We start from the raw sequence: 14,631 nt of genomic DNA, 5'->3' as shown, positions 1-14,631 counted from the left end.
CGAATGACTTCTTGTGGTCATGAGTCTGGACCTTAGAAAACAAAGATATCCGCTTCGGTCAGCGCCGGTTTGTTCTGGAGTACGGCGATGATTTCCTTGACACCGCTTCCGTTGCCGTCCGCGTCATAGAAGAGTTCGCCTGTCGTCTGGTCGTAGATGACGTGGTCGTCGGCATCGAGTGCATCCGTGCCCAGCACGAATTCACCGGAGGGCAGGTTTCCAATCGCCAGCTCCGTGAAAACGCGGACATCGAGGCCGATGCGATCCTCCGTCGAAACGAAGTCCTTCACGATGTCGCGGTCCTGCGTTCCCGTCCAGGAAAACAAAAAATCGTCACGACCGCCGCCGCCGCCGAGAATGTCGTTGCCTTGACCGCCTTGCAGCTTGTCCCTGTCATCTCCTCCGTCCATGCGGTCGGCGCCACGACGCCCCAGCAGTTTATCCATGCCATCGCCGCCGGAGAGCCTGTCGTCGCCATCACCTGCATCTACCAAGTCATTGCCGTTTCCGCCGAGAACTGTGTCGTTGCCGGAATCGCCGAAAAGCTTGTCATTGCCATTGCCGCCATCGAGCAAATCGTCGCCCGCTCTGCCGACTATCTTGTCGTTGCCGCCATTTCCGAAGAGCTCGTCATCTCCCCTCGAGCCTCTGATGCGATCGTTTCCAGGGCCGCCATTGGTTACTTTGCGCATGCCGTCCTCCCGTTCGGTTTGCAGAAGTCAGATGTCATCAGCTGATGGGGCCGGGCCGGCCGGCCCAGCTCTGAATTTGAATAATTCCAAATCATAGCGCCAATGTACGTGCGCGTCAGGGTGAATGGCGCTTACCAATTTGGCTTAGTGGCGGGTTGGCGGCCCTGGATCATCTCGCCGCGTACAGTGTCACGAACGCTTTTGCGGCAGCGACATTCAGCCCAAGCTGGCCCGAAACGCTGATCGGCTGCAGTTGAATCGAGCCGCCGGTGCCGCCGAGCAGCACATTGGCGCCCAGCCCGGCGCCAATCGTCGCTTCGGCGGCCGCGCCGAAATAGTCGCCCTTCAGCGAACCCTGGTGATAGCCGGCGGTCGGCGCGAACACCGCCCACACGAGCCCGCCCTGCGCGGTGTAGCCGAGATCGATTCCGAACTTTTTGATTACACCTGTATAGTGGTCGAGGGGATCGCCACTGAAGCTGGAATGGAAGGTGCAATCAAGCTCCTTGGCCGAGCCAAGGAGATAGCCTCCGCCTTCGCCTATATTGCAGGACAGGTAGCCGATCCTTACCCCGCCACTGGCATCGTATTCGGCGACAGTGTCTGCCGCATGGCCGGTCATGGTGCCGGCGAGTGCCAGGGAGGTTGCAACAAACACGGTCGAAAGGGTGTTCTTCATCGCTGTGTTCTCCATGAAGCGCGACCGAACTGAAACGCCTGGCCGCTTGGCAGGAATGCTGTCGCGGTGCCATCCCCACCGATGAAATTGGTCCGGCGTCGGAGTACAACCGATATGACCACTTATGGTTCCGCCTCTATTGAGACATTTCGAAGGCGACCCACCTGAGGCTTTGCGCGCTCGCGCCAATCAGAACCGACCGGAGTCGTGCTTCCACCCGCGACTATTGTGCCGCCGCAGGCCAGGGCCAGACCGCGATCTGGCCCTCGATGTAAGCCGGGACTTCTGAGACATGGTAAATTCGATGCAAACAAACATGCTTAACCGCGAGTTAACCTCTGATTGGCATAGTTCCACAAAAGCAGTTTCGCCGGTTCGAGCCGGCCGGATGGAAGGGAACGTCATGACGATCCGAAGGAGTCTCGCTACCGTTGCAATCACGCTCGGCTTTGCATCAGCCGCAGCGGCATTCGACATGCCGCCGCCGATCGATGCTCCCGAGATCGAAACGGATGGGATCGCTTCGACCACCAGCGGCTGGTATATTCGCGGCGACCTCGGCTACAATGTTTCCACCGAGTCGGATGCTCCCACATATCGAAATTACAACTTTGCCACCGACAGTTATGTGACGAATTCATTCGACAAGCATCGCTTCTCCAACAATGTCACACTGAATACGGGCGCGGGCTACCAATTCAACGAATTCCTGCGCACGGACCTGACGCTCGATTACTTCGGCTCGACATTCAAGGGTAAGGCGGATCGCCAGAAGCCGTGTACATTCTTTACCGGCAACGGGGCTTACGGCAGTTGTGCCTACAAGCAGCAGGATATGACGGCGCTTGGCTTGCTTGCCAATGGCTATGTCGATCTTGGCACCTATTGGGGGCTGACCCCCTATGTCGGCGCGGGCGCCGGTGTCAGCTATGTGAAGTGGGGCGACGTGGAGCAGAGCCGCCTCTGCCACAACACGAACAGTTGCGGTGGAATCGATTTCACGGCCGCCGACCAGGACGGCGCCGACAGCTGGCGTTTCACCTATGCCTTGATGGCCGGCATGTCCTACGACGTAACGGAAAACATGAAGCTGGACTTCGGCTATCGGTATTCGCAGATCGACGGTGGCGACATGTTCGGCTTCAGTCGTTTCGAAACCGCGGCAGGTGCTTTCGGCACCAAGGGCAAGGACAAGGGCCTGTCGCGTCACGAGTTCCGCACCGGTATCCGGATGATGACCTGGTAATTTCCGCTTCGCCTGAACATCGATTTTTCGATCCCGCTCAGCGACTGTTGGGCGGGATTTTTTGTCATGGAAGGATGCTGCAGCGGCAGGCTGCCGACAGGTTGGAGCCAAGGACCTGCGACAGGCCTGCGTCAAAATATCCCCTGTTTGCGTCACATCGCGCTTGACTTGAAAAGCGCATTTCCATATTCACGGCGGCGGGACACCTCTCCCCAACGAGAGGCCATATACCTGGAAGGGTAGCTTACGATGGTTGATACCGCTACGCCGGCCGTGCGCCCGGCTAACTCTCATTTTTCTTCTGGCCCATGCTCGAAGCGTCCGAACTGGTCGCTCGATGCGCTCGCTGATGCAGCGCTTGGCCGCTCCCACCGTTCCAAACTCGGCAAGAACAAGCTCAAGCAGGCGATTGACCTGACGCGCGAAGTTCTGGACGTGCCCGCCGATTACCGCATTGGTATCGTGCCCGCATCCGACACCGGCGCTGTCGAGATGGCGCTCTGGTCGCTGCTTGGCGCCCGCGGCGTCGACATGGTCGCCTGGGAAAGCTTTGGTTCGGGCTGGGTCTCCGACGTCGTCAAGGAACTCAAGATCCCCGACGTCCGCAAGTTTACGGCCGACTATGGCAAGCTCGTCGATTTCTCCCAGGTCGATTTCGACCGCGACGTTGTCTTCACCTGGAACGGCACCACCTCCGGCGTGCGCGTCGCCAATGCCGATTTCATCCCTGATAATCGCCAGGGCCTGACCATCTGCGACGCCACCTCGGCCGCTTTCGCGCAGAACCTCGATTTTGCCAAGCTCGATGTGGTCACCTTCTCTTGGCAGAAGGTGCTGGGTGGCGAAGGCGCGCATGGCGTTATCATTCTTTCGCCCCGCGCCGTCGAACGTCTGGAAAGCTACAACCCGGCCTGGCCGCTGCCGAAGATCTTCCGCATGACCAAGGGCGGCAAGATCATCGAAGGCATCTTCCAGGGCGAGACGATCAACACCCCGTCCATGCTCTGCGTCGAGGACTATATCGATGCGTTGCTGTGGGCGAAGGATGTCGGCGGGCTCAAGGCGCTGATGGCGCGTGCCGATGCCAATGCCAAGGTGCTGTTCGATTTCTGCGACAAGAACCCCTGGCTCGCCAACCTGGCCGAAGTCAAGGAGACCCGTTCCAACACCTCCGTGTGCCTGAAGATCGTCGATCCGGCTGTGACTGCGCTCGACGCGGACGGCCAGGCAGCCTTCGCCAAGGGCGTCGTCGCGACGCTGGAGAAGGAAGGCGTTGCCGTCGATATCGGCGCTTATCGTGACGCGCCGTCCGGTCTGCGCATCTGGTGCGGTGCGACCATCGAGACGTCCGATCTCGAAGCGCTCGCACCGTGGCTGACTTACGCTTTCGAAAAGCAGAAGGCTGCACTTTCGGCGAAAGCCGCGTGATTTTCTCCCTTCCGTGACGAGCGGAAGGGACCTCAAATCTCCCAGATATCTTCTTTGATGGAGGCCTTCATGGCACCGCGTGTTCTCGTATCCGACGAACTCTCAGAAACTGCTGTCCAAATTTTCCGTGACCGTGGCGTGGAAGTGGATTTCCAGCCCAAGCTCGGCAAGGACAAGGAAAAGCTCGCCGAAATCATCGGCAACTATGATGGTCTCGCGATTCGTTCCGCGACCAAGGCGACCGAAAAGCTGATCGCTGCTGCGACCAACCTCAAGGTCATCGGTCGCGCCGGTATTGGTGTGGACAATGTCGATATCCCGGCTGCGTCGCGCCGTGGTATCATCGTCATGAACACCCCGTTCGGCAATTCGATCACAACAGCCGAGCATGCCATCGCGCTGATGTTTGCGGTTGCCCGCCAGCTTCCGGCCGCCGATTCCTCGACGCAGGAAGGCAAGTGGGAAAAGTCGAAATTCATGGGTGTCGAAATCACCGGCAAGACGCTTGGCGTCATCGGCGCCGGCAATATCGGCTCGATCGTCTGCTCGCGCGCGCTCGGTCTGAAGATGCACGTGCTCGCTTATGACCCATTCCTGTCGGCCGAACGCGCTCAGGAAATGGGCGTCACCAAGGTCGAACTCGACGAGTTGCTCGCCAAGGCCGATTTCATCACGCTGCACGTGCCGATGACCGACAAGACCCGCGGCATCCTCAATGCCGAAGCAATTGCCAAGACCAAGCCGGGCGTGCGCATCATCAACTGCGCCCGCGGCGGCCTTGTCGATGAGGCAGCACTTGCCGCTGCCATCAAGTCCGGCCACGTCGCCGGAGCCGGTTTTGACGTGTTCGAAGTCGAACCCGCGACCGAAAGCCCGCTGTTTGGCCTGCCGAACGTCGTCTGCACCCCGCATCTTGGCGCCTCCACGACGGAAGCGCAGGAAAATGTGGCCCTGCAGGTTGCTGAGCAGATGTCGGATTACCTCGTACATGGCGCTGTTTCCAACGCCATCAACATGCCGTCGATCACGGCAGAGGAAGCGCCGCGCCTCAAGCCGTTTATCCGGCTCGCCGACGTGCTTGGCGCCTTTGTCGGTCAGGTCACAGAGCATGCGATCAAGGAAATCGAGATCCTCTATGATGGCTCCACGGCCAACATGAACACCAAGGCGCTGACCTCGGCCTTGCTGGCCGGTCTCATCCGCAGCCAGGTTGCCGACGTCAACATGGTCTCGGCTCCGATCATGATCAAGGAAAAGGGCATCATCCTGTCCGAGGTCAAGCGCGACAAGTCGGGCGTCTATGACGGCTACATCAAGCTGACAGTGAAGACGGAGAAGCAGGTCCGTTCGATCGCCGGCACGGTGTTCTCGGACGGCAAGCCGCGCTTCATCCAGATCAAGGGCATCAACATGGACGCCGATGTCGGCGCCAACATGATCTACATCTCCAACACCGACGTACCCGGCATGATCGGCTTCATGGGCACGACGCTCGGCGAAGGCGGCGTGAACATCGCCAACTTCCAGCTCGGTCGTGACAAGCAGGGCGGCGATGCGATCGCGCTGCTCTATGTCGACGAGCCGATCAAGGCTGAGGTGGTGGCGAAGCTGACCGCCAATCCGGCAATCCGCCAGGTCAAGCCGCTGGTCTTCAACATCGACTGACATCCTCCCAAGCGCTCAGTCGAAGCCTCTCCGGATCGCTCCGGGGAGGCTTTTTATGTAAGGCTATCCGGAACTGATGTCGCTCAAAGCGCCCCTCATCCGGCTGCCGCCGCCTTCTCCCCGTAAAAAGCGGGGAGAAGGGACACATTGGCTAACTCGGAGCAGATTACCTCTCCCCGCTTGCGGGGAGAGGGTTAGGGTGAGGGGCTATTTTCACATTAGCGCCATCAGAATCTCGGTTTTGCCGTAGCCGAACTGGAATGCGGCAGTGCCGGTATGCGATAGCGCCACCCAATCGCCTGCGTTGAGATAGGCGAGCGCGGTGGACGATTGGCTGTAGCTCTGCGCCCCCGTGTCGCTGTCCCTGATGGTGAGGATGCTGGTGGAACCGTTCTGCACCGCGCTGACCGAATAGCTTGCTGCGGCCGTGGAAGACACGTTCACGGTGACCATGTAAAAGCCGGTGACCGGCACGACGAGGCGATTGCCGGAACCCGAAGGCACGGCGGTGCCCAACGAAAATCCACCCTGGTTGAGTGACAAAGTGTTGAAGCCGCTCAGCGTCCCCGATGTCGGGGTCATCGAGGTTTCGCCGTAGGTCGCACGCACGAGGGGCCGGTTGGGGAAAAGTACCGCGCCGCTACCGAGCGCCTTCAGGGCCGACTTCCAGGTCGAGCCGTCGGGAGAGACCTTGATCTCGAAGTCGTCGGCTCCGGCGAGACCCATTTCAGCGCGTCCCGACCAGCCGGTCTGGTACAGCAGCGAGGCGGTATCGCCGGGCGCGGCCTTGTTGATCTTTATCTGATGGCCGTTTCCCGCATTGTTGAACAGGCTTGCTGGGGCCGAAACGGTGAGGCGATTGGTTGTATCCGCCGATGCATTGATCCCCAGCTTGGCAACGGCGTCGATGGCGGGCGCGGGGAGATCCTGCCATGCAGTGCCGTCCCATACTTTCTGATGCCCGCTATCGGCAAACCAGGCTGTCCAGCCCTGGCGCGGGACAACAAATACCCAGGCGCCATCGGCGAAGAAAGCGATTCTGCCCGCCTTGCCGGTCCATGCGCCTGTGGGGGATGCAAGCACGGCGTGGCATTGGCCTTCGGCCGGCGAGACGGGCGGGGAGGTGGCGGCGGACTGGATGACGAGCTGCACGAGTGCATCAAGCCGTTTCAGTGCCTCGTTGTGGGTGATGTGCTTCTGGGCCTGCGAAGGCATGATGTAGGGAAGGACTAGATTGGTTGTTTCTTCCGACATGGCAATTCCTCAAATGAACGTGGCATTGAAAAGCTCATTATGAGGTACAGATCAGGGGCGGGGAAAACGGCCCGCAATAATGCGAAGTGGAGAAGGCGCGGCCAAAAGAAAAAGGGCCGCGTAAACGGCCCCCACATGGTCTGATCAGAATAAGTTCAGTGGCGATATTGCTGGATGCGCGTGGTGCGCAGACCGGCAAGACCATGGTCGGAAATGGAGCTTTGCCAGGACAGGAATTCCTCCACTGTCAAGGTATAGCGATCACAGGCTTCTTCGAGGCTCAACAGGCCCCCCCGCACCGCTGCGACAACTTCCGCCTTTCTTCTGATCACCCATCGCCTCGTATTGGCAGGGGGCAAATCTGCAATTGTTAGTGGACTGCCATCGGGGCCGATGACATATTTTACTCTTGGACGTATTGCTTCGGTCATTGGACTCTCTACACAAACAAAGACCATATGCAGCGACGATAGTCTGCCACATTTAAAAATTGTCTAAACGGATCGCGATAAATCGAATAAAAGCCTATTGAAAACAGGCTGGTGCCGAGTTTTTGCCATGAAAGCGGTGCATTTGGCGGCTTGCTGGAGCGGAAATTAGTTCCTATATCCGGCTTGGAAACCATGTTAACCTGACAGCACAATGCAGGTTTGAGCCACTCCAACAAAAGCAAGCAACGTGAACAGCCTCGATTTCGATAAGCGTCCCGAAGACACCCGTGTGGTCGTCGCCATGTCCGGCGGCGTCGATTCTTCCGTGGTAGCGGGCCTGCTGAAACGACAGGGCTACGACGTCATCGGCATCACGCTGCAGCTTTACGATCATGGTGCGGCAGTGCATCGTGCCGGCTCGTGCTGCGCCGGGCAGGATATCGACGACGCCCGCCGGGTCTGCGAAACGCTCGGCATTCCCCATTATGTACTCGATTATGAACGGCGTTTCCTGGAAACGGTGATCAACCCTTTCATGGAAAGCTATGTGGCGGGCGAAACGCCGATTCCCTGCGTATCCTGCAACCAGACGGTCAAATTCGCCGATCTGCTGGTGACTGCCAAGGAACTGGGCGCTGATGCGTTGGCGACAGGCCATTATATAAGGTCGCGTCCGAACCCGACCGAAGGCGATCCCGATCGGCGAGCGCTCTACCGTCCTGTCGATGCCGAACGCGACCAGAGCTACTTCCTGTTTGCCACCACGCAGGAGCAGATCGACTATCTGCGCTTCCCGCTGGGCGACATGTCGAAGGCTGCGGTGCGCGAACTTGCAGCCGAAATGGGGCTTGTGGTCGCGGCCAAACCGGATAGCCAGGACATCTGCTTCGTGCCGCAGGGCAAGTATTCCGATGTCATCAACAAGCTCAGGCCGGAAGCGGCGCTGTCGGGCAGTATCGTTCATCTGGACGGTCGTGTGCTCGGCCAGCATGAAGGCATTCTGCATTACACGATCGGCCAGCGGCGCGGTATCGGCATTGCCACCGGCGAGCCGCTTTACGTCGTGCATCTCGATGCCCGCAGCAAGCGGGTTATCGTCGGGCCCAAGGAAGCGCTCGATACACGACGGATTTATCTGCGCGACGTCAACTGGCTCGGTGACGAATCGCTGCTGGCGACGGCCGAAGACGGTTTCGACTGCTTCGCCAAGGTTCGTTCGACTCGCCCGCCGAAGCCGGCAAAATTCTTTGCCGGACCGCAGGGTGTCTATATTGAGCTTGAGGAAGGCGAACCCGGCGTGGCGCCCGGACAGGCCTGCGCCCTTTATTCGGCTCCGGGCGAAGACGCACGCGTCTATGGTGGCGGATTTATCGAGCGTTCTGAAAAGGATGCGTCGGCGGAAGTGCTGTTGAAGCAGTTGCTTTCAGCCCATGAGGCGGCCTGACCCGGCGATAGCCCGGTGCCGATCCGAATTTTTCCGCAACGGGCATTTGTTTTTGTCCGTTGGCGCTTGACAGGATGCCAGACCCCCCTTAAAAGCCGCGCCACTGGCCGGGTTTACCGGACGGTCGGATGGCGGGATAGCTCAGTTGGTTAGAGCGTGGGACTCATAACCCCAAGGTCGGCAGTTCAACTCTGCCTCCCGCTACCATTTCAAATATCTCCATAAACCAGTTGAACCATCCACGCTTTGCCCATTCGCAAACGCTGTTCGATGATGGTTTCGCGCTTGTTCGCATTCTGCTGGTTGGCAGCGGCGGCTTCAAACACCATCTATTCCGGGAATAGCCGTTCGTGGCACAGCATTCCAAGGAGTTCCCATGCGTAGCGCAACCCATGCCGTCTTCGGCGAGCCGTCTAAAGTGCTGACAGTCTCCGATCTGGCCGTTCCCGAGCCCGACAAGGGCCAAGTCCGGATCAAGACCATACTGGCGCCCATCCACAATCACGATGTGCTGACTGTTGCCGGCCAATACGGCTACAAGCCGCCCCTGCCAGCCATTGGCGGCACCGAAGCGGTTGGTTTGATCGATTCGCTGGGTGAAGGTGTCGAAGGGCTGAAGATCGGCCAGCGGGTGGCGGTCGCGTCCGTGCACGGCACATGGGCAGAGTATTTTATCGCTCCGGCGGCAGGTGTCGTGCCGATGCCGGATTTGATTTCCGACGAAGTCGCCGCGCAGCTTATCGCCATGCCGCTCAGTGCTCTGGTGCTTCTCGATTTTCTCAAGGTGCAGCCCGGGCAATGGGTCATCCAGAACGCGGCGACGGGGGCGGTTGCCAAGGTGCTGGCCATGATTGCCAAGGCGCGCGGTATCCACGTGGTCAACCTTGTTCGGCGCGAGGACGGCGTGGAGGAACTGAAGGCGCTCGGAATCGGCAACGTCGTCTCGACAGTGGAGGTCGGTTGGCAGGACAGCGTGCGTGCCATTGTCGGCAGTTCATCAATCGCGGCTGCTGTCGATGGTGTCGGCGGCACGGCGTCTGGCGATTTGCTGTCGCTTGTCGGAGAGGGTGGCCTGCTCGTGTCCTTCGGGGCCATGTCTGGAGAGCCGATGCAGCTTTCGGCAGGCGATATGATTTTCAAGCAGGTAACGGTGAAGGGCTTCTGGCTTGCCAAGCTCGGCAGCGCCATGCCGCGCGCCGAAATGGGCCGGCTGATCGGCGAGCTCGTGCAACTGGCGGCAAGCGGCAAGATCAAGCTGCAGGTCGAGGAGGTTTTCGCTCTGGAAAATATTTCCGACGCTGTCGCCGCCGCAGGCCGTGGCGGACGCAAGGGCAAGGTGCTGTTGCGGCCCTGACGCCTTGCCACCGAAGATGATCGCTATTTCTCTCGTTGAGGGCGCTTGATCCGTGGGGACAGGCGCCCTTGCCGCTTTCAGCTTCGTCCAGGATGTTCAAAGAGGTTGTTGCGCTCATGCATATTTGAATATATTCTTCAGATAAGAATTATTGTGAATTGGGATGCACGCGTGACAGACGATGTCGAACCGCCGCTCAGCGGCCTGCTGGTCGTGGATATGAGCCAGTTTCTTTCCGGCCCCTATTGCTCGCTCCGGCTGATGGACCTCGGTGCGCGCGTTATCAAGATCGAGCGTCCGGACGGTGGTGATCTGTCTCGGCGGCTTTATCTCAGCGACACGGAAATCGGCGGCGATTCGACTATTTTTCATGCGATCAATCGCGGCAAGGAAAGCCTGGCGATCGACCTGAAGAACGAGGCGGATCTGACAGCCCTGAAGTCTCTCCTGGAGCGTGCCGATGTGATGATCCAGAATTTCCGGCCAGGTGTGATCGAGCGGCTGGGGCTCGACTACGAGGCGGTAAAGAAGATCAATCCGAGACTCGTCTATGCCTCGATCTCGGGCTATGGCGAAGACGGACCGTGGGTAAAGCGGCCGGGCCAGGATCTGCTGGCGCAGTCGCGCTCGGGGCTTATGTGGCTCAATGGCGACCAAAATCAGGGGCCGGTGCCGTTCGGTCTCGCGGTCGGCGATATGCTGGCGGGTGCTGCGGTCTGTCAGGGCATTCTTGCCGCGCTGGTGCGTCGCGGTATTTCCGGCAAGGGCAGCCACATCGAGACGAGCCTGCTCGAGGCATTGGTCGATTTCCAGTTCGAAGTGCTGACCACCTATCTCAATGACGGCCGCCGCTTGCCAACGCGCTCGGATTTCCGTAGCGCGCACGCCTATCTTTCGGCACCTTACGGCGTCTATCCCGCGGAGGATGGCTATCTGGCCATTGCCATGACGCCGATCGCCAGGATCGAGAAGTTGCTCGATATCCCCGAACTTGCCGCCTATAGCGATAACCCTTCGAGCTGGTTTACAGAGCGCGACGAGATCAAGCGGCTGATCGCCGCGCGGATCGAGACCGGCACGATCGATCACTGGCTTTCGGTGCTGGAGCCCGCCGACATCTGGTGCGCCAAGGTGCTGAACTGGGAGGAACTGATCGAGCATGACGGGTTCAAGATGCTCGACATGCTGCAGAAGGTCGAACGTGGTGATGATGTTTCCATCCTCACCACCTGTTCGCCGCTGCGCGTCAATGGTAAGCGAGCCCATGGCGATCGCGCCGCGCCGCGGATCGGCGAGCACTCGGACAGGATCAGGGCGGAGTTTGGATTATGAGCGTAAAGTTGAAGGGCATGACATGGAGCCACCCGCGCGGTTACGATCCGTTGGTGGCCTGCTCGGCGCTCTACAAGCAGCAGACCGGTGTCGAAATCGAGTGGGACAAGCGCTCGCTTCAGGATTTCGAGTCGTTTCCGGTCGAGGAACTGGCCCGAACCTATGACCTTGTAGTCATCGACCATCCCCATGTCGGGCAGATCACGGCTGAGAATTGTCTGACGCCCCTGGATATCGATGGCCGCGAGACCGCTTTCGATACGCTGGCAGCGGGCAGCGTCGGCGAATCCTTCCGTAGCTACAACTGGCAGGGCCGCCAATGGGCGTTTCCGATCGATGCGGCCACGCAGGCGCAAGCCTATCGCGAGGACCTCGTCGATCCGATCGAAAGCTGGGAAGAGGTGCTCGAGGTCGCCGAACAGGGCGGGGTTCTTTTGCCACTCCGGCCCCCGCACTCGCTGATGACGTTTTACACACTGTGCGCCAATCTGATGGTGCCTTGCGCCTCCAGCGACGGCATGCTGGTGGATCCCGAAATCGGTGCCGGGGTGTTCGACATGATCGCCGAACTGGTAGATCTGATCGATCCGGCCTGTTTCGACATGGACCCGATCGCTGTGTTGGAGAAGATGGCGGAAGAGGACAGCGTGATCGCCTGTTCGCCATACATCTACGGCTATGTGAGTTATGCCGTCGAAGGGTTCCGCAAGAATGTGCTGACCTTTGCCGACATTCCCGAGACGGGTATGATCGGGCCGGCGGGCTCGGCGCTCGGCGGCACAGGCATCGCGGTCTCGTCCTTTTCCAAGGCCAGGGACGCGGCCGTGGATTTCGCCTACTGGATTGCAAGCGCGGACATCCAGAAGGGGCTCTATGCCTCCTCCGGCGGTCAGCCCGGCCATGCGGCTGCATGGGAAGACGAAAAGGTCAACGAGGCCACCGGCGACTTCTATGCCAATACCAGAATGACGCTGGAAGGCGCCTGGGTGCGGCCTCGCCACAATGGCTATATGGCGTTCCAGCAGGCAGCATCGGAACGCATCAATGCCGGGCTCAAGGCAAGGGAAAGTGGCGTAGCAGTCGTTGCCGATCTCAACCGGATGTTTGCCGAGAGCTTTGGCTAAGCTTGGGGACTGAAGCCGGGCTGCGGCGCACATTCACGCCGAAGCCCTCAGCTGTTCAAAGTATGAAATCGCTCGCCTGAAGCGTATGAGCAATTTGTTTGATCTGGGGTGGCGCCCGGGAGGCGCCGCCCGCTGAAATTTATTGTTCGGACTGCTCAGGAAACCTTCAGGTCCCACAGCTTGTTGGCGTTGCCGCTGAGTAGCTTGGCCTTTTCTTCCTTGCTGCAGCCTTCCAGCAGCGCATAGGTCGCGCCGACCCAGGTCGAAAGGGTGCCTGCGCGTGTGCAAACCGGCCAATCGCTGCCCCAGATCATCCGATCAAAGCCAAACGACGAAATCGTGTGCTCGGCATAGGGGCGGATCGATTCGAGCGTCCAGGTTTCAAGATCGGTGTAGGCGACGATGCCGGACAGTTTTCCGACAACATTCGGTCGCTTGGCGATTTCGGTCATATGGGAGCGCCACGGCTCGAGGCCGCCGCCCTTGATGTCGGGTACGCCGCAATGATCGAGCACGAACTGGACGTCGGGATTGAGGTCGATCAGGGCGATGGCCTTCGGCAGCTGCCGTGGCAGCACCACGAGATCGAAGGTCAGGCCGGTACCGGCCAGCCGCCGGATGTTTTCGCGGAACATCGGTGATTCCGAGAGTTCGTCCGGCATTTCATGCAGGATGCGGCGCAGGCCCTTGATGATGCTCCTGGAGCGGATGCTCTCGAGATAAGCAGCAAAGCCCTTATCTTCCGGCCGGCAGGAGGCGATCGCGCCGACGATCAGGCTGCCTTCGCGCGCTGCGATGCCGGTGATGTAATCGGTCTCCTTCTCGATATCGCCGGCGGCAACATCGACTTCCATGTGCATCGATGCCGTAATGCCGAGCCGCCGGGCCTCGCGCGCGTAATCGTCATAGGAGAAGCTGCGGTTCAAAGCGCCGGCGCCGGCGAGCCATGGGTAGCTCAGTGCGCTCTGGTCAACGATGTGCAGATGTGTGTCGACGATCATGTTTTCCTCCCGAATGCAGGCAATGTGCGGCCGAGCCGCCCTCTCGAATGGGCGCGACCCTGCCATGATCGGCAGGGTCATTCAAATAGAAATTGTTTCTTCAAATAAAAGTTACGCGTCCGGTCGGACATCCAGCCCGGCGAGCTTGGAAAGCTGCTGGCTTGTTTTCAGGAGCAGCTGAATTGTCTGCGAGATGTTGGGGGCCGCGGGGTTGTTGATGATGGTGATGTAGGGGATCGTCAGCGCGGCAATTGCTGTTTCATCCGGGCCCATGATCGGGGCTGAGAGGTTGACGACGCCAGCTGTCTGGACGCTGGGCATCATCTCGTAACCGCGTTCGCGGATCTGGTCGAGGCGTTCCAGCAGATCCGCTTTTTGCTCGCCGCCGGCTTCGCCTGTCTCTTCATATTCACGCATCATCATGGCGCGCTGCTCTGCCGAGCGAAACGCAAGAAGCACGTGGCCGGAACCGGTATTGAGAAGGCTGATATGCGAGCCGACCCGAATCGAGATCCCCCAGTAACCCGGCGCTTCCTGCTGGGCAATGACCACGGCGGCGCCCCGATCGAAGACGACGAGTTGGTTGGCCTGCTTGCTCTGGTCGGCAAGCTCGCGCATCAGTGGCGTCGCATAAGATGCAAGCCGCCTGACCGGTGCATGCAGCTGCGCCAGGCCGAAGAGCTTGAGCGTCAGCGAATAGCGGTCGCCATCCAGCCGGGTAACGTAGCCGCGTTTTACCAGCCGGTCGAGCATCCGGTAGAATTCGTTGGCGTTCTTGCCCATGCGCTTGGCAATTTCCGCCTGTGTCAGTCCGCCGTCTATGCCCGCCAAGAGTTCGAGGATGTCGAGACCCTTGTCGAGGGCTGGGGCCCGGTAGCGGTCGTTTTCGTCGTTGTCCACGGAAATCTCCCTGGTGAATGGTGATATTCATATACGCACGGCATTGACAGCAGCAACAACAAAGCGCTTGACGCTCGATAA

The 14,631-nt window shown here is 59.6% G+C and carries 13 protein-coding genes and 1 tRNA gene; 8 read left to right on the top strand and 6 right to left on the bottom strand.

All coding sequences use genetic code 11. The features are described 5' to 3' along the window. Positions 1-32: 32 nt before the first annotated feature. A complete protein-coding gene (locus JJB09_RS10450; RefSeq protein WP_201657192.1) occupies positions 33-692 on the bottom strand; it encodes a calcium-binding protein in 660 nt (219 codons plus the stop codon). 169 nt (positions 693-861) lie between these two features. Then, positions 862-1,371 carry a DUF992 domain-containing protein gene (locus JJB09_RS10445; protein ID WP_201657189.1) on the bottom strand — a complete coding sequence of 170 codons (510 nt, stop codon included), beginning with the start codon at positions 1,369-1,371 and terminating at the stop codon, positions 862-864. 403 nt (positions 1,372-1,774) lie between these two features. On the opposite strand from JJB09_RS10445, the gene JJB09_RS10440 reads away from it, so the two are divergent. From JJB09_RS10440 to serA, 3 genes are all read left to right on the top strand, one after another. Next, positions 1,775-2,617: an outer membrane protein gene (locus tag JJB09_RS10440; protein ID WP_246748663.1), complete on the top strand. Its 843-nt coding sequence runs from the start codon at positions 1,775-1,777 to the stop codon at positions 2,615-2,617. A 249-nt stretch (positions 2,618-2,866) separates the two neighbouring features. Beyond that, positions 2,867-4,045, top strand: a complete 1,179-nt coding sequence (locus tag JJB09_RS10435; protein ID WP_201657183.1) for a phosphoserine transaminase — start codon at positions 2,867-2,869, stop codon at positions 4,043-4,045. A 69-nt stretch (positions 4,046-4,114) separates the two neighbouring features. Continuing rightward, a complete protein-coding gene (serA, locus tag JJB09_RS10430; RefSeq protein WP_201657180.1) occupies positions 4,115-5,710 on the top strand; it encodes a phosphoglycerate dehydrogenase in 1,596 nt (531 codons plus the stop codon). 213 nt (positions 5,711-5,923) lie between these two features. On the opposite strand, the gene JJB09_RS10425 is transcribed toward serA, so the two are convergent. Together JJB09_RS10425 and sciP are read right to left on the bottom strand one after the other, a co-directional pair. Then, positions 5,924-6,964, bottom strand: coding sequence for a DUF2793 domain-containing protein (locus JJB09_RS10425; RefSeq protein ID WP_201657177.1), 1,041 nt, complete (start codon positions 6,962-6,964; stop codon positions 5,924-5,926). A gap of 155 nt (positions 6,965-7,119) precedes the next feature. After that, positions 7,120-7,395: a CtrA inhibitor SciP gene (gene sciP, locus JJB09_RS10420; protein WP_201657174.1), complete on the bottom strand. Its 276-nt coding sequence runs from the start codon at positions 7,393-7,395 to the stop codon at positions 7,120-7,122. Between the two features lie 247 nt (positions 7,396-7,642). Here sciP and mnmA point away from each other — a divergent pair, with 247 nt between their 5' ends. The 5 genes from mnmA (at position 7,643) to JJB09_RS10395 (ending at position 12,649) form a co-directional block, all read left to right on the top strand. Further along, the gene (gene mnmA, locus JJB09_RS10415; RefSeq protein ID WP_201657171.1) at positions 7,643-8,839 is read left to right on the top strand and encodes a tRNA 2-thiouridine(34) synthase MnmA; all 1,197 of its coding nucleotides are present in this window, start codon (positions 7,643-7,645) and stop codon (positions 8,837-8,839) included. Positions 8,840-8,969: 130 nt separating this feature from the next. Then, positions 8,970-9,046 (top strand) — tRNA-Met (locus tag JJB09_RS10410). Positions 9,047-9,215: 169 nt separating this feature from the next. After that, complete coding sequence (locus JJB09_RS10405) at positions 9,216-10,193, top strand: zinc-binding dehydrogenase (RefSeq protein WP_201657168.1); 978 nt, start codon at positions 9,216-9,218, stop codon at positions 10,191-10,193. A gap of 171 nt (positions 10,194-10,364) precedes the next feature. Further along, complete coding sequence (locus JJB09_RS10400; protein WP_201657165.1) at positions 10,365-11,525, top strand: CoA transferase; 1,161 nt, start codon at positions 10,365-10,367, stop codon at positions 11,523-11,525. Then, positions 11,522-12,649: an ABC transporter substrate-binding protein gene (locus JJB09_RS10395; protein ID WP_201657162.1), complete on the top strand. Its 1,128-nt coding sequence runs from the start codon at positions 11,522-11,524 to the stop codon at positions 12,647-12,649. Before JJB09_RS10400 ends, JJB09_RS10395 begins: the two co-directional genes overlap by 4 nt. A 155-nt stretch (positions 12,650-12,804) precedes the next feature. Here the strand turns inward: JJB09_RS10395 and JJB09_RS10390 are convergent, their stop codons facing one another. After that, on the bottom strand, positions 12,805-13,650 hold the full coding sequence (locus JJB09_RS10390) for an amidohydrolase family protein (RefSeq protein WP_201657160.1): 846 nt from the start codon (positions 13,648-13,650) through the stop codon (positions 12,805-12,807). Positions 13,651-13,761: 111 nt separating this feature from the next. Beyond that, positions 13,762-14,550 carry an IclR family transcriptional regulator domain-containing protein gene (locus tag JJB09_RS10385; RefSeq protein ID WP_201657157.1) on the bottom strand — a complete coding sequence of 263 codons (789 nt, stop codon included), beginning with the start codon at positions 14,548-14,550 and terminating at the stop codon, positions 13,762-13,764. Positions 14,551-14,631: the final 81 nt, after the last annotated feature.

The organism is Phytoamicus setariae (genome assembly GCF_016722925.1).
In the GTDB taxonomy this organism is placed as follows: Bacteria; Pseudomonadota; Alphaproteobacteria; order Rhizobiales; family Rhizobiaceae; genus Rhizobium_E; species Rhizobium_E setariae.
This window is presented reverse-complemented; position numbering and strand designations above follow the sequence as displayed.